The organism is Mycobacterium sp. UNC410CL29Cvi84 (assembly GCF_000686745.1).
GTDB lineage: Bacteria > Actinomycetota > Actinomycetes > Mycobacteriales > Mycobacteriaceae > Mycobacterium > Mycobacterium mucogenicum_B.
Genome location: NZ_JMLM01000006.1, coordinates 220,021 through 237,858, shown reverse-complemented (window position 1 = coordinate 237,858; position 17,838 = coordinate 220,021). Strand labels below are relative to the sequence as shown.

At 67.6% G+C, this 17,838-nt stretch carries 16 protein-coding genes; 10 read left to right on the top strand and 6 right to left on the bottom strand.

Annotated elements, in window-relative coordinates; genetic code table 11:
- The first annotated feature begins 51 nt into the window (after positions 1 to 51).
- From BR47_RS0109505 to BR47_RS0109475, 7 genes are all read left to right on the top strand, one after another.
- Positions 52 to 456: a globin gene (locus BR47_RS0109505; RefSeq protein WP_029105400.1), complete on the top strand. Its 405-nt coding sequence runs from the start codon at positions 52 to 54 to the stop codon at positions 454 to 456.
- Positions 456 to 2,024, top strand: coding sequence for a glycoside hydrolase family 13 protein (locus BR47_RS0109500; RefSeq protein WP_029119356.1), 1,569 nt, complete (start codon positions 456 to 458; stop codon positions 2,022 to 2,024). The genes BR47_RS0109505 and BR47_RS0109500 overlap by 1 nt, the downstream gene beginning before the upstream one ends.
- A gap of 3 nt (positions 2,025 to 2,027) precedes the next feature.
- Positions 2,028 to 2,735: a TetR/AcrR family transcriptional regulator gene (locus BR47_RS0109495; protein WP_029119355.1), complete on the top strand. Its 708-nt coding sequence runs from the start codon at positions 2,028 to 2,030 to the stop codon at positions 2,733 to 2,735.
- A 147-nt stretch (positions 2,736 to 2,882) separates the two neighbouring features.
- Complete coding sequence (locus tag BR47_RS0109490) at positions 2,883 to 3,773, top strand: metal-dependent hydrolase (RefSeq protein WP_029119354.1); 891 nt, start codon at positions 2,883 to 2,885, stop codon at positions 3,771 to 3,773.
- A gap of 24 nt (positions 3,774 to 3,797) precedes the next feature.
- Complete coding sequence (locus tag BR47_RS0109485; protein ID WP_036426982.1) at positions 3,798 to 4,679, top strand: metal-dependent hydrolase; 882 nt, start codon at positions 3,798 to 3,800, stop codon at positions 4,677 to 4,679.
- A gap of 12 nt (positions 4,680 to 4,691) precedes the next feature.
- Positions 4,692 to 6,269, top strand: a complete 1,578-nt coding sequence (locus BR47_RS0109480) for a flavin-containing monooxygenase (protein WP_029119352.1) — start codon at positions 4,692 to 4,694, stop codon at positions 6,267 to 6,269.
- Positions 6,266 to 7,195, top strand: coding sequence for an SDR family NAD(P)-dependent oxidoreductase (locus BR47_RS0109475; RefSeq protein WP_029119351.1), 930 nt, complete (start codon positions 6,266 to 6,268; stop codon positions 7,193 to 7,195). Before BR47_RS0109480 ends, BR47_RS0109475 begins: the two co-directional genes overlap by 4 nt.
- A gap of 13 nt (positions 7,196 to 7,208) precedes the next feature.
- Here the strand turns inward: BR47_RS0109475 and BR47_RS0109470 are convergent, their stop codons facing one another.
- Positions 7,209 to 7,799: a TetR/AcrR family transcriptional regulator gene (locus BR47_RS0109470; protein ID WP_029119350.1), complete on the bottom strand. Its 591-nt coding sequence runs from the start codon at positions 7,797 to 7,799 to the stop codon at positions 7,209 to 7,211.
- 68 nt (positions 7,800 to 7,867) lie between these two features.
- Here BR47_RS0109470 and BR47_RS0109465 point away from each other — a divergent pair, with 68 nt between their 5' ends.
- From BR47_RS0109465 to BR47_RS0109455, 3 genes are read left to right on the top strand one after another with little or no spacing between them, the layout of a single operon-like run.
- A complete protein-coding gene (locus BR47_RS0109465; protein WP_020102236.1) occupies positions 7,868 to 8,284 on the top strand; it encodes a nuclear transport factor 2 family protein in 417 nt (138 codons plus the stop codon).
- A 49-nt stretch (positions 8,285 to 8,333) separates the two neighbouring features.
- Complete coding sequence (locus tag BR47_RS0109460) at positions 8,334 to 8,999, top strand: cyclase family protein (RefSeq protein ID WP_029119349.1); 666 nt, start codon at positions 8,334 to 8,336, stop codon at positions 8,997 to 8,999.
- Positions 9,000 to 9,019: 20 nt separating this feature from the next.
- Positions 9,020 to 9,511, top strand: coding sequence for a pyridoxamine 5'-phosphate oxidase family protein (locus BR47_RS0109455; RefSeq protein ID WP_029119348.1), 492 nt, complete (start codon positions 9,020 to 9,022; stop codon positions 9,509 to 9,511).
- 22 nt (positions 9,512 to 9,533) lie between these two features.
- Here BR47_RS0109455 and BR47_RS0109450 read toward each other — a convergent pair whose 3' ends face one another.
- From BR47_RS0109450 to ssb, 5 genes are all read right to left on the bottom strand, one after another.
- Positions 9,534 to 10,169 (bottom strand): DUF8185 domain-containing protein, encoded by a 636-nt coding sequence (locus tag BR47_RS0109450; RefSeq protein ID WP_020102239.1) that lies wholly within the window; start codon positions 10,167 to 10,169, stop codon positions 9,534 to 9,536.
- 28 nt (positions 10,170 to 10,197) lie between these two features.
- The gene (locus tag BR47_RS0109445; RefSeq protein ID WP_020102240.1) at positions 10,198 to 10,611 is read right to left on the bottom strand and encodes an acyl-CoA thioesterase; all 414 of its coding nucleotides are present in this window, start codon (positions 10,609 to 10,611) and stop codon (positions 10,198 to 10,200) included.
- Between the two features lie 7 nt (positions 10,612 to 10,618).
- Positions 10,619 to 15,475 carry an NAD-glutamate dehydrogenase gene (locus BR47_RS0109440; RefSeq protein ID WP_029119347.1) on the bottom strand — a complete coding sequence of 1,619 codons (4,857 nt, stop codon included), beginning with the start codon at positions 15,473 to 15,475 and terminating at the stop codon, positions 10,619 to 10,621.
- A 57-nt stretch (positions 15,476 to 15,532) separates the two neighbouring features.
- Entirely contained in the window at positions 15,533 to 17,206 is a 1,674-nt protein-coding gene (ettA, locus tag BR47_RS0109435) for an energy-dependent translational throttle protein EttA (protein ID WP_020102242.1), read from the bottom strand.
- 181 nt (positions 17,207 to 17,387) lie between these two features.
- Entirely contained in the window at positions 17,388 to 17,837 is a 450-nt protein-coding gene (gene ssb, locus BR47_RS0109430) for a single-stranded DNA-binding protein (RefSeq protein WP_029119346.1), read from the bottom strand.
- Position 17,838: the final 1 nt, after the last annotated feature.

The window sequence follows — 17,838 nt, the reverse complement described above, 5'->3', positions numbered from 1 at the left end:
ACTTCGCGTGACGAGTCCCGCATGGAACGCGTCATCGCGTCCTCGTGGACAATGGCGACCGTGACAGAGGCGCAGCGGTCGTTCTACGACGAAGTCGGTGGGGCGGAGACCTTCGGGCTCCTGGTGTCGCGGTTCTACCAACTGGTCCGCGACGACGAAATCCTGCGCCCGCTGTATCCGGAGGACGACCTCGACGGCGCCGAGCACCGCCTGCGGATGTTCCTCGAGCAGTACTGGGGCGGCCCCCGCACCTACGGCCAGGAACGGGGCCACCCCCGGCTGCGGATGCGGCACGCCCCGTTCCGGATCGGCTACCTCGAGCGCGACGCCTGGCTGCGGTGCATGCACAGCGCGCTCGCCTCGATCGGGCCCGAGACCATCGACGACGCGCACCGGCAGGCGCTGCTCGACTACTTCGACATGGCCGCCCAGCACATGGTCAACTCGGCGTTCTGATGGCAGATCCGCGGTGGTGGTCACGCGCGGTCTTCTATCAGCTCTACCCGCGTTCTTTCGCCGACAGCGACGGTGACGGTGTCGGCGATCTCGACGGCGTGACCGCGCACCTGGACCATCTGCGCGCACTCGGCGTCGACGCGCTGTGGCTCAACCCGGTGATGGTCTCCCCCATGGTCGATCACGGGTACGACGTCGCCGACCCGCGTGACGTCGATCCCCTGTTCGGCGGCATGGCGGCCCTCGATCGATTGATCGCCGCCGCCGATGCGGCGGGCATCAAGGTCACCATGGACCTGGTCCCCAACCACACCAGCTCGGCGCATCCGTGGTTCCGGGCGGCGCTGACGTCACCGCCCGGCAGTCCCGAACGGGACCGCTATCTGTTCCGCGACGGACGGGGGCCGGACGGCGTTCTGCCACCCAACAATTGGACGTCGGTGTTCGGCGGGCCGGCGTGGACCCGGGTCACCGAACCCGACGGCCGGCCCGGCCAGTGGTATCTGCACCTGTTCGACGCCGCGCAGCCGGACCTGAATTGGGACAACCCGGAGATCGCCGCGGATCTGGAACGGACGCTGCGGTTCTGGCTGGACCGCGGCGTCGCCGGATTCCGGATCGACGTCGCGCACGGGATGGCGAAACCGGCCGACCTGCCGGACATGGCCGACCCCAACGGCACCATGCTGGCCAGCCGGGCCGACGATCCGCGGTTCAACAACGACGGTGTGCACGCCATCCACCGCGGCATCCGGACGGTGCTCGACGACTATCCCGACGCGGCCACCGTCGGCGAGGTCTGGGTTTTCGACAACGAGGATTTCGCCAAGTACCTCCGGCCCGACGAGCTGCATCTGGGCTTCAATTTCCGTTTGGTACGAGCCGATTTCACCGCGACCGCCGTCCGCGAGGCGATCGAGAATTCCCTGGCCGCCGCCGCACTGGCCGACTCACCGCCCACCTGGACACTGTCCAACCACGACGTCGAACGCGAGGTCACCCGTTACGGCGATGGCGTACAGGGACTTTCGCGCGCCCGGGCGATGGCGCTGGTGATGCTGGCACTGCCGGGCGCGGTGTTCGTCTACAACGGCGAAGAACTCGGACTACCCAACGTCGAGTTGCCCGACGACGTCCTGCAGGACCCCGTCTGGGAACGGTCCGGCCACACCGAGCGGGGCCGCGACGGCTGCCGGGTGCCACTGCCCTGGTCCGGAGACCGCGCGCCGTACGGGTTCTCGGCGACCGCGCACACCTGGCTCCCCATGCCCGACGGCTGGGGGCCGTTGACCGTCGCCGCGCAGACCGACGAACCGGATTCGACGTTGTCGCTCTTCCGGCGCGCCATCGAATTACGCCGGGGCCGAACAGTTTTGGGCCGCTCGGTGCGGTGGCTGCCGACCGCGCCGGAGCTGCTGGCATTCCGGTGCGAGGACGGGTTGGTATGCCTGCTGAATGCGGGCAGCACCGCGGTCGACGTCCCCGCCGGCCGGGTGGTGCTCGCCAGCGGGCCACTGCCCAACGGGCAAATCCCACCCGACACGGCCCTCTGGCTGACTTACGATTAGCCCATGCCCGTGGATGCCACCCGTGTCGCGGTGCGGATGTCCGCACCGACCGGTGACGCGCGGGCCGACCGCTGGCGGGCGCACCGCGCGACGGTGAAGGCCGACCTGATCGAGGCGACCCTGCGGGCGATCGACGAGTACGGGCCCGACCTGTCGATCGACGACGTGGTGAAAACCGCCGGCGTCCCGCGGCCGAAGCTCTATCGCTTCTTCACCGACAAGGAGACGCTGTTCGCCGCGGTCGGTGAGCGCATGCAGGAGCTGATCGTGCAGCGCGTGATGCCGTGCTTCCACGTCACCGCGACGGCGCTGGAGCTGGTGAGTTCTGCGCTGACCGGCTATGTCGACCTGGTGGCCGAGCGCCCCAACCTCTTTCGGTTCGTCGTCGGCTCCCATTTCAGCGACGACCATTCCCGGACCAAGCTGCTCGAGAACGGCCGCAACCTGTCGAGCGCGATGACCGAGGTCCTCGCGGCGATGGTGCGGGCCCACGGCGGCGACGGCGATCATCTCGAATACACGGCCGACGCGATCCTCGGCTCCGTGGCGCTCGGCGTGCTGCGCTGGCTCAACGAACCGACGATCGGCAAAGACGAACTCATCGCCCAGTTGACGCCCGTGATCTGGGGTGCGGTGTCAGCGGCGGCCGCTGCCCGCGGTGTCGTCATCGCACCCGACGAGCAGATGGCGTTGTTCGGCACCACCGACTGAGCCACGGCCGGTCCTCCTGACCTGCACACGGGCAGCTCAGAAAACGTCGTTATCCAAAACCCTTGCGCAATGGCGCATGCCGTCGTAACTTCGAACTACTAGAACTCGCGGTACTAGTTACTGATTGTTCGAGGAAAGGCTGGCGGCATGGCCGTACGCAGCAGGCAACACCCGACGGCGTCGTCGGAGCCCAGCTCCCAGGCGCCCTATCCCCGGACCCGGCGAATCCGCTTCCGATTCGCCGAGGAGGCGAGCCGGAAGTACTTCGTCGCCGGCGACATGGTGTTCAGCCATTTCGTCGCCGGTCTCTCGGGCGCATTTCCGCCCGGCGAGGAGGGCTTCATCCGGTCGGTCCGCCGATTCGCCGACCGGATCACCGATCCCGGCCTCAAGAAACGGGTCGCCGGCTTCATCGGCCAGGAGTCCATGCACGGGCAGGAGCACCGGCACCTCAACGAGAAGCTGGTCGCGATGGGCTACCCCATCGCGTGGTGGGATTCAGAATCCTTCAAAGACAAGCGGATTCGGTTCGAAGACCGGTTGCCCGCGCATGTCCATCTGGCGCTGACGGCCGCCGCCGAGCACTACACCGCGGTGCTGGCCGAGCGGGTGCTCTCGAGCGACGAGCTGCAGGCGATCCCGGCCGATCCCGAGGTGTGGCATCTGCTGAATTGGCATGCGCTGGAAGAACTCGAGCACAAATCGGTGGCCTTCGACGTCTACCGCGCCGTCGGCGGCACCGAGCGCACCCGCATCGCGGTCATGGTGGCGGCGTGCGCCCTGCTGCTGCCGGTGACGCTCATCTCGCTCGCCGTCTCGGTCGGGTCCGATCCCGTGGCGCGGCGCCGGCCCGACCGCCTGGTACGCGAGACGTACGAACTGTTCACCGGCCCGATATTCAAGGGCCTGTTACCCGACCTCGCGGTCTACCTGCGTCCCGGATTCCATCCGGACGACGTCGACACGAGCGCACTGGCCCAGCAGTGGCGCGACACCCTCTTCGGCGCCGAGGGCGTCCTCGTCGACCACCTCAGATAGCCGGCACAACGGAAGGAATCGATCATGAGTGCTGACCCCATCACCGCGCATGCGGTCGCGTTTCCCAAGGTCCGCCGGATGCGGTTCCGGTTCGGGGAACCCGAACCGCTGCACCGGCATTTCGTCGAGGGCGACATCGTGTTCAGCCACCTGCTGGCGGTGTTGTCCGGTTCCTTCCCACCCGGCGAGGAGTCGTTCATCCGTTCCGTTCGCCGCTTCTCCGACCAGATCACCGATCCCGATCTCAAGCGACGGGTCGCCGGCTTCATCGGCCAGGAGTCCGTGCACGGTCAGGAGCACCGCAAGTTGAACACCCAGCTCGCCGACATGGGCTATCCCCTCGTCCGGTTCCTGCTGTTCGCCCCGACGAGCGTGCGCCAGAAGGTCGTGCTCCGCATCGAGAAGCTGATCCCGGCGAAGGTGCACCTGGCGATGACGGCCGCCGCCGAGCACTACACCGCGGTGCTGGGCGCACGGGTGCTGTCGAACGACGAAATCCAGGCAATCCCAGGCGATCCCGAGGTCTGGCGCTTGCTGAACTGGCACGCCATGGAGGAACTGGAGCACAAGTCCGTCGCCTTCGACGTCTACCGGTCGGTGGGCGGTTCCGAGCGCACCCGCATCGCGGTCATGTGGTTCATGTACTTCCTGACCATCCCCGTCGTCACCGCCGCGGTGGCGTTGTCGATCCTGCTGGACCCGACGGCATGGCCGCGACCGATCACGGTGCTCCGCCAGACCTACGGCGTCTTCCGCGGGCCGCTGGTGCGCGGCATCCTCGGGGAGATCGCCGAATATCTACGGCCCGGCTTCCACCCCGACGACGTGCCCACCGAGGAGCTCCTGGCCCGCTGGCAGCACGACTTGTTCGGCGCCGACGGCGAACTCGTCGGCTACGTCCGGTAGTCGGGCACAGACATGACCACAAGCGCGAAGGCTGCGCGGCCGGCAACGGCGGAGCGACACGATCCCGACCACGAGGTGGTGATCGTCGGCGCCGGGTTCGGCGGCATCGGCGCCGGTATCGCGCTCCAGCGCAAGGGGATCCACGACTTCGTCATCGTCGACAAGTGGGATCACGTCGGCGGCACGTGGCACGCGAACACCTATCCCGGTGTGGCAGTGGATATCCCGTCCGTGATCTACAGCTTCTCCTACGAGCAGCGCGGCGGCTGGTCGCGGGTCTTCGCACCCGGCAGCGAGTTGCGGGACTACGCCGACGACATGGTCGACAAGTACGGCCTGCGCGACAAACTGCGGCTGAACACGACCGTGACCGCTGCGACGTTCGACGAGCGGACCAGCATGTGGCGCTTGACGTTCGATGGTGGCGCCGAGATGACCGGCCGTCACGTGGTGATGGCGGTCGGTGGACTCGAGCGGCCGAAGCTGCCGGACATTCCCGGGCTGCAGGATTTCGGCGGGGTTCTCATGCACACCGCACTGTGGGATCACGACGTCGAGTTGGCCGGTAAGCGGGTCGCGGTCATCGGCACGGGCGCGACGTCGCTGCAGCTGGTGCCGGCGATCGTCGACAAGGTGGCGCACCTCACGGTCTTCCAGCGCACACCGATCTGGGTTTTTCCCAAGCCCGACAGCAAGATTCACGGCCTCACCCGCGCGGTCCTCGAGGTCGCCCAGGTGCGGTCGGCGCTGCGCGCCGTCGGGACCGTCGCGACCGAGATCGGGATGGGCGGCATGCTCACCGGGCCGGGCTGGATGGTCGAAGCGACGCGCAAGCTCGCCGAGGCACCCGTGCGGGCGTGGATGCGCAGCCAGATCACCGACCCGGCGGTCCGGGAGAAACTGATCCCCCGCTACGGACTGGGCTGCAAGCGCCCGTCGATGTCCAACGACTACCTCAAGACGTTCAACCGCAGCGACGTGAGCCTGGTGACCGACGCCATCGAGCACATCACCGACACCGGCGTGGTGACCGCCGACGGCGTCGAGCACGAGGTCGACGTCCTCATCTGCGCGACCGGATTCAAACTGTGGGAACGGGATTCGGTACCGCCGTTCCCCGTCGTCGGCCGGGACGGACTCGACGCCGCGGAGTTCTGGGCGGTCAATCGCTTTCAGGCTTATCAGGGTGTGTCCGTACCCGGCTTCCCGAACATGTTCATGATCACCGGCCCCTACGGCTTCGTGCTCGGGTCGTACCTGTGGATGATCGAGGCCACCGCGGCCCACCTGAGCCGCGCGATCGCCGAAGCCAAGCGCCGCGGCGCGCGGGAGGTCGAGATCCGGCGCGAAGTCCACGACGCCTATTTCCAGTACTGCCTCCGACGGCAGGCGCGGAATGTCCTGTTCACGCCGACCTGCGCCGGGTCCAACACGTACTACATCGACTACCACGGCGATTCCCCCTTCCGGCCGACCACGCACGGCGAGATGTACTGGCAGAACCGCCATTACGACCTCGACGTATACCGGTACGGGCCCGGCACCGCCAATGCCCACGAAGTAGCAGCCACTGCGAAGGAAGCCGGATGAAGATCAACAGCCTGGACCCACAGCTCGTGGTCGTCACCGGCGCCGGCAGCGGCATCGGGCGCGCCACCGCGATCCGCTTCGCCAAAGGTGTTGCGCACGTGGTGGTCTCCGACATCGACCTCGACTCGGCGCAAGCGACCGCCGCCATGATCAAGGGCGCCGGCCGCCGCGCCTCGGCCGCCCGGCTGGACGTCACCGACCCGGAGGACTGGGAGGCTTTCGCATATGACGTACGCACCGAGCACGGGGTGCCCGACGTCGTCGTCAACAACGCCGGCATCGTCGTCGGTGGGCCTTTCCTCGAACTGTCCGCGGCGGACTGGGACAAGCAGCTGAGCGTCAACCTGATGGGCGTGGTGCACGGCTGCCGGGTGTTCGGTGCGCAGATGGCCGAACGCGGCCGGGGTGGTCACATCGTCAACATCGCCTCGGCGGCGGCCTTCACGCCGACACCGGTCATGGCGCCGTACTCGGTGTCCAAGGCGGGGGTCAAGATGCTCAGCGAATGCCTGCGCCTCGAGCTCAAGCCGTACGGCATCGGGGTCAGTGCCATCTGCCCCGGCGTCATCAACACGAACATCGGCGACCGCGCGGTGACCGTCGGCGTGGACCCCGCGCTCGTCGCGCAGGCCCAGCGTCTCACCAGGCAGCTTCAGGAGTTCGCTGAAAAGCTGCCGTTCTCGCCGATGAGCCCCGACCTCGTGGCGCGCGCCGTGGTGCGGGCGGTCAGCTACGACCTCGCGGTGGTACCCGTGCGGGCCGAGGCGTGGCTCGGCTATGTCATGCACCGCCTCGCACCGGGCGTCAATCGCCGTATGACACAGCCCTTCTCGTTCGATCTGCTCGAGAAGCTGGCCGGTCCGTTACTCGACCGGCTGGCACCGTCGACCACCACGACCTCCACGGAGCCGATGGCTCGCGTCTGACGGTCGCTCTGCGCTAGTCGGCGGGCGCGCCCAGAACGAGGCCCACCATGCTCCTGACGAGCACGGTGACGCGTTTCGGTGGCGGCTCACCCGCGAGCAGGTGCCGCCGCACCGCGGCCAACGGCAGGTCCAGGAGGGCGAAGGCGATCTGATCCGCGGGACGTCCGGTTTGTCTCGCCAGGGTTCGCACGGCTTTGTCGAGGCGCCGCCGCGAATCGTCTTCAGCGGCAGCCAGTTCGGTCCGGGCGGCCGCGCTCCATTCGTCGGGCTCGAATGACCGCACGCCGGCCTGCAGCACCACGGCCGCCGGCAGATGATCGCGGCACCAGTCGACCAGCCACGTGGCCGCACCGACGGCGGTGTCCGGCGTCGGTTGTTCCCCGAGGACGTCCAGGTAATCGCGTTGAAAGCCCGCCGTGGTGCGCAGCCACAAGGCGGCCAACAACGCGGCCCGGTCGGGAAAGCGATGGTAGATCGACCCACTCGGCGCCCCGACCTCCCGCGCGACCGCGTTCATCGTCAGCGCGCGTGCTCCCCCGGCGACGAACAGGCGCGCGGCCGCGTCCAGAAAATCGTCGGCCGTGTGCTGTGGAGGTCTACCCATGATCTAGAGACTATGCTCTACTACTTTATTAGAGATAACCCTCTAATAAAGTATCGAGAGGAAGACCGATGACCACACCCGACACCACCCCGGCAACCGAGGTCGCCACGCGCCTCTACGCCGCTTTCGGCACACACGACCGCACCGCCTTGGCCGCACTGCTGCATCCCGACTTCACCGGCCGGGTCAGCGAGGGCATGCCGTTCGGCCTCGGCGGCACCGTGCACAGCCCCGAACAGATGCTGCGCGATGTCTGGGGCGGCGCGTCCAAGCACTACGAAATAGCACCGCACCCAGACGAATACGTCATCGCCGGTGAGAACCGGGTCATCGTGCTCGGCTACTACCGCGGGCGGTGCCGGACCACCGGACGCCGCTATACGGCCGCGTTCGCCCACGACATCACCGTTCGCGACGGGAAGATCGCCGCACTGACCCAGATCACCGACACCAAGCCATGGCACGACGCGCTGGCCGCGGGCTGACGCGGCTAGAGTTCTTCACTCAGCCGCCGCCAATCTGAACGGAGTCGCGATGCTCGTCGATCTGTCCCACACGATTCGTGCGGGGCTGGTGACCTACCCCGGGCTGCCGGCACCGTCGATCAGCGACCACCTCACCCGTGCGGCGTCCCGCGACGTCTACGCCGCCGGCACCGAGTTCGCGATCGGCGCGATCACGATGGTCGGCAACACGGGCACCTACCTCGACTCCCCGTTTCACCGCTACGAGGACGGTGCCGACCTGGCCGGCCTCGATCTGAACACCTTGGTGGACCTGCCCACGATCGTCGTTCACCGTCGCGACGTCACGGCACGCGCCGTCGATGCCGCCGAACTGCCCGATGACATCGAAGCCGGCTGTGCGGTACTGATCGATACCGGGTGGGACCGGCATTTCGGCACCGAGGCCTACGCCGTCGACGCACCGTTCCTGTCCGAGGCCGCGGCCGAGCTCCTCGTGAGCCGTGGGGTCGCTCTCGTCGGGATCGACTCGGTCAACATCGACGACGCCTGCCCGGCAGCCGCCGGACGGCGGCCCATCCATACCGTGCTCTTGGGCAACGGGATTCACGTCGTCGAGCACCTGACCAACCTGGCGGCGCTACCGGCCCGGGGTGCACGCTTCACCGCCGCCCCGCCGCGGATCGAAGGATTCGGCACCTTCCCCGTCCGGGCATACGCGACCATCCCCGACTGACCGGGACTACCGTCGGAAACATGACCAGTTGGAAAGAGTTCGCGGACGTCGCACCGCGAATCGCAACCACCTTCGTCCGCCGACACACCGCCACCGGAAACCTGTGCATGCTGGGCACGCTGCGCTCGGACGGATTTCCCCGCATCAGCCCCATGGAGCCCCGGTTCTTCGAAGACGAACTGTGGATCTCGGGCATGCCGCACACCACAAAATTCGACGACCTCGCCCGCGACCCGCGCTTCTGTCTGCACACCGCAACCGTCGACACCCACGTCGGCGACGGCGATGCGAAACTCTGGGGCGTCGTGGAGGACGTGCAGGACAAGGCCCTTCATCGACGGTTCGCCGAGGCGCTGTACGAACAGACCGGCTTCGACATCCGCGGCCAGGAGTTCGAACACTGCTATCGCGCCGACCTGGTCGGGGCGTCCGCGGTCGAAGTGGAGGACGGGCACCTCGACATCACGGTGTGGAAGCCCGGCAAAGCCGAGCACGTCGTCCGCAAGCACTGATTCGCGCTTGCCCGGTTCGGTCCTAGGGCGACAGCAGGATCGGACCACCACGGCGGCGGTACACCGACCCGAACCGCGCGTCGATGCGCAGCCACGTCGGATGCACCCGAACCCGGACCACCTCATTCTCCGGCAGCGGATCGGGCACGAAACCCATGGCGGTCAAAGCGAATACACAACGCATCGGGATGCCGACCTCGATGTCGCCGGAGCTGACGGTGAGGACGTCCTGGTCCAGCAGTGACGGCGGCGGGCCCTGCGGGCCGCTGTGTTCCCGGGCCAATTCGACGCCGCGCTGGAACAGCTCAAGCACCGCGGCCGCCGGCACATCGTCGAGGTGGCTGAAGCCGTCGTCGGGCGGCAGCGCACCACGCCACGCCGAGTCCATCGCGAAACCCGGATCGATGCGGCCCGAACCGGGCAGCTCACGGCTCAACGCGTCGGCCCCGGCGCTGAGATCGGATGGCGACACTCGCCCGTTCACCACACGTGCGGCCAGCACCTCGAAACCTGTTGCCGCCCAGGCAACGACGACGCCCTCACCGCGCGCCCGCAACCGCACCACGGCCGCCTCGTCGAGGCGCAGCACGCGCTCGACAAAGGTGGCCAGGTTCTGCGCCTGCGCGGCGTCGGCGAGCCAGATGCCCCGCTCGCTCATCGGTGCACCCTGTTCTTCGCGCAGGCGCTCATCGCGCGAAACGCTGCAGGTACTCCCGCTGATGCGGGGCGATGCGCACCAGCATCTGTCGCTCGATGTTGAAGGTGGCCAGCTGGGTCTCCCCGATCACCGCGGGCTTGGAATCCGGGTCGGCCTGCGCCGACCGCACCTCATAGCCCAGCGTGAAGTCGCAGGCACGCAGCCGGTTGGTCCAGATGGTCACCTGCAGCGGTGAATCGACAAGGCGCAGTTGGTCCTTGTACTTCACGTTGACCTCGGCGATCAGCAGGCCGGTGGTGGCGACGTCCTCGGCGAAGGGCTCGGTGAGGAACGGGACCCGCGCCTCCTCGAGGATGGTCACCATGGTGGCGTGGTTGACATGCTGATACATGTCGATGTCTGACCAGCGCACCGGCACCGGCGTCGTGAATCGCTCTGTCACCCGCCCATCATCCCTGATTGCCCGTTCCTGTCGTCCGCGTGGTCATGCTGCGCAGTTGCCGCGCGGCCACCGACAGCGTCGCCAGGTCACGCACCTCGTCGCCCAGAATCTCGGTCAGGGTCCGGCGGGCCCGCATGACCCGCGAACTGTTCGTCGACGCCCACTCGTGAATCTTCTGTTCACCGGTCTCGTCGGGTTCGCCGACCGCCATCACATCGATGCACAGCGCCCGGATCGATCCGTAGATGTCATCGCGAATCGCCAAGCGCGCCAACGAATGCCAGCGGTCATTGCGGCTCAGTTCCGACACCGCGGTGAGCAGGTTGTCGATGCCCAGGTTGTCGGTCAGCGCGAAGTACGTGTCGGCCACCTCGGCGGGCTCACGCTCGGCGATGTCGGCGATGTCGATGACGTCCAGCAGGCTGTACTGGTACAGCCCGGTCGCCACCATGTAGGCCAGCTCCTTCGAGACGCCCGCGGCCACGAACTGCGCCGCATCGGTCTCGGCGATGGCCTTGTCGTCGCCACGCAGCCACTGCGCCATCTCCGGGGTGAGCTCGGCGACCTTCGCCGCGAACCGGTTGGCCTCGGCGCCGACCGCCAGCGGCTGGGGCCGGTAGTTCAGCAGCCAGCGGCCGGCCCGGTCGATCAGCCGGCGCAGATCCAGCGTCATGCGGTCGGTGACATCCACCGGGACACCGGCCAGGCCGGCCGCCCGGATGTTCCGCCACACCTCGCCGACCCGGAAGATCTTGTCCACCGCGACGTAGCTGCGGACCGCGTCGACCGGCCCCACGCCGACGTCTTCGGCGACCCGGTAGGCGTAGGTGATGCCTGCGGTGTCGACGAGGTCGTTCACCAGCATCGTGGTGATGATCTCCCGGCGCAGCTGGTGCGACCGGATGTCTGCGCCGAACCGGTCCCGCAGCTCCTCCGGGAAGTAGTCCGGCAGTCGTCCGGCGAACACCTCCTGATCGGGCAGGTCGCTGCCCAGCACATCCTCTTTGAGCGCCAGCTTGACGTGCGCCATCAGCGTCGCCAGCTCCGGTGAGGTCAGCCCCAGCCCGGTCTCCATCCGCCGGCGGATCTCCTTGTCCGACGGCAGCGCTTCCAGCTCACGATTCAGGCCGCGTTCGGCGGCCAGATTGCGAATCTGGGCGGCGTGCACCGGCAGCAGGCTGGCCGCGTTGGCGCGGCTGGTGCCCATCAGATCGTTCTGAGAGATGTTGTCGGCCAGCACGAGCCGGCCCACCTCGTCGGTCATCGACATCAGCAGGTCGGTGCGCTCGGCGGCCGCGACCTTGCCCGAGGTCACCAGGGCGTCGACCAGAATCTTGATATTGACCTCGTGGTCGGAGCAGTCCACACCCGCCGAGTTGTCCATCGCGTCGGTGTTGATGTGGCCGCCGGCCAGATCGAATTCGATGCGGCCGCGCTGCGTCACACCGAGGTTGCCGCCCTCGCCGACCACCTTGGCGCGCACCTGATTTCCGTTGACCCGGATGGCGTCGTTGGCGCGGTCACCGACATCGGCATCCGACTCGGTCTCGGCCTTGATGTAGGTGCCGATACCGCCGTTCCAGAACAGGTCGACAGGCGCCAGCAGGATCGACTTCATCAACGCCGGCGGGGTCAGCTCGGTGACGTCGGCCGCCAGGCCCAGCGCCGCCCGCACCTGCGGGCTGATCGGGATCGACTTCTGGTCGCGGCTGTAGACGCCGCCGCCCTCGCTGATGAGCGATTTGTCGTAGTCGTCCCAACTCGACCTCGGCAGCTTGAACATCCGGTCGCGTTCGATCCACGAGCGGGCCGCATCGGGGTTCGGGTCCAGGAAGATGTGCCGGTGGTCGAAGGCCGCCACGAGGCGAATGTGCTTGGACAGCAACATGCCGTTGCCGAACACGTCACCGCTCATGTCGCCGACGCCGACGACGGTGAAGTCCTGCGTCTGGGTGTCATGCCCCATCTCGCGGAAGTGCCGCTTGACCGACTCCCAGGCGCCCTTGGCGGTGATGCCCATCGCCTTGTGGTCGTAGCCCACCGAACCGCCGGACGCGAACGCATCGCCCAGCCAGAAGCCGTACGACTTGGCGACATCGTTCGCGATGTCGGAGAACGTCGCGGTGCCCTTGTCGGCGGCAACCACCAGGTAGGCGTCGTCGCCGTCGCGACGCACCACCTGCGGCGGCGGCACCACAGCGCCGGTCGCCGTCTCGACGTTGTCGGTGACGTCGAGCAGACCCGCGATGAACAGCCGGTAGCAGGCGACGCCCTCGTTGCGCAGGGCATCGCGATCGGCGGCCGCGTCACCGGTGGGCGCCGGCGGCGACTTCAGCACGAAGCCGCCCTTGGCGCCGACGGGGACGATGACGGCGTTCTTCACCGCCTGCGCCTTGACCAGGCCCAGGATCTCGGTGCGGAAGTCCTCCCGCCGGTCCGACCAGCGCAGGCCGCCGCGGGCCACGTTGCCGAACCGCAGGTGCACGCCCTCGACCCGCGGCGAGTACACGAAGATCTCGTATTTCGGCCTGGGCAGCGGCAATTCGTCGATGAGCTGGGGATTGAGCTTGAACGACAACGCGTTTCGCTGTCGCGCCGAGCCCGGCGCCGTCACGTAGTAGTTGGTGCGGAGCGTGGCCTGCACGAGCGCCGCGAACGCCCGCAGCACGCGGTCGGTGTCCAGGCTCACGAGGGCATCGATGTCCGCGGCGACGGCGGCCGCGGCGGTTTGGGCACGGTCTGCCGCGTCGGCCCCGGTCGGGTCGAACACCGCCTCGAAGAGATCGACGAGCGACTTCGCGGTGGCCGGGTTGTCCCGCAGCACCGTCTCGATGTGGTACTGGCTGTAGGGAAAACCGGCCTGCCGCAGGTATTTCGCGTAGGCCCGCAGGATCGTCACCTGCTGCCAGGTCAGTCCCGCGCCCAGCACCAGCTCATTGAACCGGTCGATCTCCACCTTGCCCTGCCAGATGGCGGTGACCGCGTCGGCGAAACGGGTGGCGATGACTTCGCGTTCGGCTTCCGGGGCGTCGACGGTGGAGTGGTGCCGGGAAATCTTGAACTGGTAGATCCACACCGGCATACCGTCGGCGCGCACGACGTTGAACGGCTGCTCCTCCAGCACCACCACGCCCATGGACTGCAGCATCGGCAGCAGCTCACTCAGCGAGGCCGACCGGCCGGCCAGGTACCACGTGAGTTGGGCGGTGCCGTCATCGTCGGGCCCGGCTTCGGGATAGTCCAGCACCAGTTTGACGCTGTCGTCCTGCAACTGGTCGATGATGCTGATGCCCTCGATGGCACCGGTCGGTGTGAAGGCCTGCTTGTATACCTCGGGAAACGCCACCGCGTAGTGCTCGGCCTCGGCGCGGGTGATGGTGCCCGGTGTGACGGCGCCGATCAGCCGGTCGCCCCAGGTCCGGGCGGCCTCGGTCAGCAGGCCCTGGATGCGGGTTTCGTTGGCGGCCGACGTGTCGATGGTCGCGGGGCTCGCGGTCTCGCCCAACCGGACGGTGAAATGCACGACGGCCCAGGGTGATTCACTGACCCGGGCGGTGTACTCGATGCTCTCGCCGCCGAGTTCGCGCACCAGGATGTCCTGCATGGCCAGCCGCACATCGGTGGTGTAGCGGTCACGCGGCAGGTACACCAGGCACGATACGAAGTGGGCCAGCTTGTCGGCGCGCAGGAACAGCAGCGCGCGTCGCCGCGACCCCAGGTCGATGACGGACTTGCCCATCTCGACGAGGTCGCGTGCGGTCAAGGAGAACAGCTCGGACCGCGGCACGGTCTGGATGATGTCCAGCATCAGCTGGCCGGGCCGGCTCGGATCTCCCTGGGACAACGCCAGCGCCTCGTTGACCCGCCGCGAGATCAGGGGAATCTCGAGCACATTGGCGTTGCCCGCGGTCACCGTGAACTGACCGATGAACCGGTGCTCACGCGCCGGCCCGTTCGGTCCCGCGCTCTCGCGGACCACCACGATGTACGGGTAGGCGCCGTAGCGCAGGTAACTCGGCATGGTGGCCTGGGCCACCGCCAGCAGTTCGTCGTCGCCGGCGAGCGGTGGCAGCACGTCGGTGCGCAGCTTGGCCACGCCGAGCCGGGTCGCCGGGTCCACCTGGGCCTGCCCGTTCTCGATGGTGCACTGCTGGTAGCCCAGCAGGACGAAATGCCCGTCGGCCAGCCAGCGCAGCAGGGCCGCGACGTCGCGCCGGTCATAGCCGGGGAACCGGCCGTTGTGGTCGGCGTCGAGCGCGTTGGCCAGCCCGACGAGCGCGGCGTTCATCGCGGGCGTATCGAGCTCCACCGCACGGGTGTCGGTCAGGGCATGCGGCAGCACGGCGGCCGCCTCGGCGACGGCCTTGCCGTCACCCATGGTCGCCAGCTGCACATGGATCCAGGTCTCGTCGATGCCGTCGGGCGGAGCGCTGGGGTCACCCGCCGGGCCCATCGCGACGACCTCACCCGCCGAGTCACGCCGCACCCGGAACTCGGGACTCATGATCGCGGTGTAGGCGACGCCGATGCGGTGCAGCAGCACCATCACCGAGTCCATCAGCAGCGCGCTGTGATCGGTCACGATCTGCAGCGCGGGACCGAAACGCCCCGGATCGTCGGCGGGGTAGATCGCGACCAGCGTCTCCCCCGTCGACCGGCGATGACCGAGGCGATAGTGCGCGGCCAGCAACTCCGGGGAGACCCGGGTTGCCAGGGCCGCGTCGATCGGGGCGGTGACCCCACCGTCGGCCGGTGAGCCATCGTTGGGGCCGCGGTAGGTCTGCAGGTATGCCCGTGCGAGACCAGCGTTACCGTCCGCGCCGGCGGACCGCGTGCTGCTGAGTCCGCCCCGATTTTCCGTCATCCGACTTGCTCCTGACGTTGCACCTACGTGCCCCGATCCGAGCACGTAGATGCGACGTTAGTCGCGAGTCAGCTTGCGGTGGGTCACTCTGTGCGGACGCGCCGCTTCGATTCCAAGTCGTTCCACTTTGTTCTCTTCATAGGCACCGAAGTTGCCCTCGAACCAGAACCATTTGGCCTCGTCCTCGTCGTCGCCTTCCCACGCGAGGATGTGGGTGCAGGTGCGGTCGAGGAACCAGCGGTCGTGGCTGATGACCACGGCGCAACCGGGGAACTGCTCGAGCGCGTTCTCCAGCGAAGACAGGGTTTCGACGTCCAGGTCGTTGGTCGGCTCGTCGAGCAGGATCAGGTTGCCGCCCTCTTTGAGGGTCAGTGCCAGGTTCAGGCGGTTGCGCTCACCACCGGAGAGCACGCCGGCCGGCTTCTGCTGATCGGGTCCCTTGAAGCCGAACGCCGACACGTAGGCCCGCGACGGGATTTCGTTCTGGCCGACCTCGATGTAGTCGAGCTTGTCGGAGACGACCTCCCAGACCGTCTTCTTCGGGTCGATGCCCGCGCGGCTCTGGTCGACATACGACAGCTTGACCGTCTCGCCGACCTTCACGGTGCCGGCGTCCGGCTGCTCCAGACCGACGATGGTCTTGAAGAGCGTGGACTTACCCACACCGTTCGGGCCGATGACGCCGACGATGCCGTTACGCGGCAGGGTGAAGGACAGGTTCTCGATCAGGACGCGATCGTCGAAACCCTTCTTCAGGTTGTCGACCTCCACCACGACGTTGCCCAGACGCGGCGGCGTCGGAATCTGGATTTCCTCGAAGTCGAGCTTCCGCGTCTTCTCGGCCTCGGCGACCATCTCCTCGTAGCGTCCGAGGCGGGCCTTGTTCTTGGCCTGGCGAGCCTTGGCACCCGAACGCACCCAGGCCAGCTCGTCCTTGAGGCGCTTCTGCAGCTTCTGGTCCTTCTTGCCCTGGACCTCGAGACGCTCGGCCTTCTTCTCCAGGTACGTGGAGTAGTTGCCCTCGTACGGGTAGGCGCGGCCGCGGTCGAGCTCGAGGATCCACTCGGCGACGTTGTCCAGGAAGTACCGGTCGTGGGTGACGGCGAGGATCGCGCCCTTGTAGTCGGCGAGATGCTGTTCCAGCCAGTTCACGCTCTCGGCGTCCAGGTGGTTGGTGGGCTCGTCGAGCAGCAGCAGGTCGGGCTTGCTCAGCAGCAGCTTGCACAGGGCGACGCGGCGGCGCTCACCACCGGACAGGTGGGTGACGGGCTCGTCCGGCGGCGGGCAGCGCAGGGCGTCCATGGCCTGCTCCAGCTGGGAGTCGATGTCCCAGGCATCGGCGGCGTCGAGCTCCTCCTGGAGCTTGCCCATCTCTTCCATGAGCTCGTCGGTGTAGTCGGTGGCCATCAGCTCGGCGACCTCGTTGTACCGGTTGAGCTTGGCCTTGACCGCGACACCGGCCTCTACGTTCTCCCGGACGGTCTTGGTCTCGTCGAGCTCGGGCTCCTGCATGAGGATGCCCACCGTGGCGCCGGGCGCCAGGAAGGCGTCGCCGTTGTTCGCCTTGTCGATGCCGGCCATGATCTTCAGGACGCTGGACTTACCGGCGCCGTTGGGGCCGACGACACCGATCTTCGCGCCGGGCAGGAAGTTCAGGGTGACGTCGTCGAGGATGACCTTGTCGCCGTGCGCCTTGCGGACTTTGCGCATCGTGTAGATGAATTCGGCCATGCCGTCGTCATGCCTTTCGTTGGCTGTTCGTCGTAGCGTTCTCGTAGCGCGCGCCCCGGCTCACTGGGTCGGGCGCGGTCCCGCGAAAACTCGCTGACCATCCTAGGCAAGCCGCCAAATCGCCCGATGGCGCGGTCGGGGCGCCCCCCGCGCCGGGCTTCGTGAGGCGCCCCGGCATTTTCTACGCCGACAGCACCAGTGCGCCGGAATTCTCGGCATCGGGCGACTCTGAGCCCGCCTCGGGCTCGACCTGCGGTGGCTCGAGTTCGATCGGGTTCGGCCGCCGGGGATCGACCTTGACCTGGCACCGGCCCATGTCCGGACCGACAGACGTCGCCTTCACCTCCATCGAAGACCGGCGGTTGCCCTCCTTGTCCAGGTACTCGTTGGTGAAGATGTGGCCGACGACCACCACCGGGTCGCCCTTGAACAACCGGCCCGCGACCCCGTCGGCCACCCGGCCCCAGCAGTTCACTGTCACGTACAACGAGTTGCCCGGCTCCCAACCGTCGTCGGTCTTCTTCCGCGAATTGCTCGCCACCCGGAACGTCACAAGATTGGTCTCGCCGGCGCGGCGTGACACGACATCGGTGACGACGTTCCCGACGACGGTGATGGGTGTCTCGAACATG